Annotated in this window: 2 protein-coding genes and 1 pseudogene; all 3 read left to right on the forward strand. The window is 65.3% G+C overall.

Annotated features, from left to right (window positions below; genetic code table 11):
- Positions 1-315: pseudogene (gene fusA, locus VET27_RS19135) on the forward strand (elongation factor G); the annotation flags it as partial.
- Between the two features lie 132 nt (positions 316-447).
- Positions 448-1,641 (forward strand): elongation factor Tu, encoded by a 1,194-nt coding sequence (tuf, locus tag VET27_RS19140; RefSeq protein ID WP_526520967.1) that lies wholly within the window; start codon positions 448-450, stop codon positions 1,639-1,641.
- Positions 1,642-1,768: 127 nt separating this feature from the next.
- A partial coding sequence (locus VET27_RS19145; RefSeq protein ID WP_526520969.1) for a 30S ribosomal protein S10 occupies positions 1,769-1,887 on the forward strand: 119 nt, incomplete at its 3' end.

The following is a 1,887-nucleotide window of genomic DNA, read 5'->3' on the forward strand; positions in this document are numbered from 1 at the left end:
AAGGAAGCAGCGCGCAAGGCCACCCCGGTCCTGCTCGAGCCGATGATGTCCGTGGAGGTCACCACCCCCGAGGACTTCATGGGCGAGGTGATCGGCGACCTCAACTCCCGCCGCGGGCACATCCAGGCCATGGACGAGCGCTCCGGCGCACGCATCGTCAGGGCATTGGTTCCGCTGTCCGAGATGTTCGGCTACGTCGGAGACCTGCGCAGCAAGACACAGGGCCGGGCGAGCTACTCCATGCAGTTCGACTCCTATGCCCAGGTGCCCAACAGCGTCGCGACGGAGATCATCGCGAAGGCGAAGGGCGAGTAGTACCCCACAATCCACCGGGGTGAGTGACCTCACAGTGTGAGGAAGCCCACCACGGGGCACGACAACAAGACCGACAACCAAGAAGCGGACCACGTCGCCAGACGGGTCCAACGTCCATCAGGAGGGACCCCAGTGGCGAAGGCCAAGTTCGAGCGGACCAAGCCGCACGTCAACATCGGCACCATCGGGCACATCGACCACGGTAAGACGACTCTTACCGCGGCGATCACCAAGGTGCTGCACGACAAGTTTCCCGACGTGAACCCGTTCACCCCGTTCGACCAGATCGACAAGGCTCCCGAGGAGCGTCAGCGCGGCATCACCATCTCGATCGCGCACGTCGAGTACCAGACCGAGGCGCGCCACTACGCGCACGTCGACTGCCCTGGTCACGCGGACTACATCAAGAACATGATCACCGGCGCTGCCCAGATGGACGGCGCGATCCTGGTGGTCGCCGCGACCGACGGCCCCATGCCGCAGACCAAGGAGCACGTGCTCCTGGCCCGCCAGGTGGGTGTGCCGGCGATCGTCGTCGCGCTGAACAAGTGCGACATGGTCGACGACGAGGAGATCCTCGAGCTCGTGGACATGGAGGTGCGCGAGCTCCTCGACGCCTATGAGTTCCCCGGTGACGACACGCCGATCATCCGCGTGGCTGCCGTACCGGCCCTGGCTGGCGACGCCAAGTGGGGCGAGTCGATCATGGAGCTGATGGACGCGGTCGACACGTTCATCAAGACCCCGGAGCGCGAGATCGACAAGCCGTTCCTGATGCCGGTCGAGGATGTCTTCACGATCACCGGCCGCGGCACCGTCGTGACCGGGCGCATCGAGCGCGGCGTCGTCAAGGTGAACGAGGAGGTCCTGATCGTCGGGATCCGCCCCGAGGTCACCAAGACCACCGTCACTGGTGTGGAGATGTTCCGCAAGCTGCTCGACGAGGGCCGGGCCGGCGAGAACGTGGGCCTGCTGCTTCGTGGCATCAAGCGCGAGGACGTCGAGCGCGGCCAGGTCGTGTGCAAGGCAGGGTCGGTGACCCCGCACACGGAGTTCGAGGCTGCGGTCTACATCCTGAGCAAGGACGAGGGTGGACGGCACACGCCGTTCTTCAACAACTACCGTCCGCAGTTCTACTTCCGGACCACCGACGTGACCGGCGTCGTGACCCTCCCCGAGGGCACCGAGATGGTCATGCCTGGTGACAACACCAACATGAAGGTCGACATGATCCAGCCGATCGCGATGGAGGAGGGTCTGCGCTTCGCCATCCGCGAGGGCGGCCGCACCGTCGGCGCCGGTCGGGTCACGAAGATCCTCAAGTAGTTCCACACCGCGCCGATGGGGCGCGACGGCCGCTGAGCCGCCGCGCCCCATCGGACGGATTCGAAGGCAGCCAAGGAACACCGGCCGGGCATCTGGCCACTGAATGAGAAGGACAGGCGAAGCCACCATGGCGGGACAGAAGATCCGCATCAGGCTCAAGGCATACGACCATGAGGTCATCGACACCTCGGCGCGCAAGATCGTCGAGACGGTGACGCGGACTGGTGCGCAGGTTGCTGGCCCGGT

Source organism: Mycobacterium sp., assembly GCF_035633495.1.
Lineage (GTDB): Bacteria > Actinomycetota > Actinomycetes > Mycobacteriales > Mycobacteriaceae > Mycobacterium.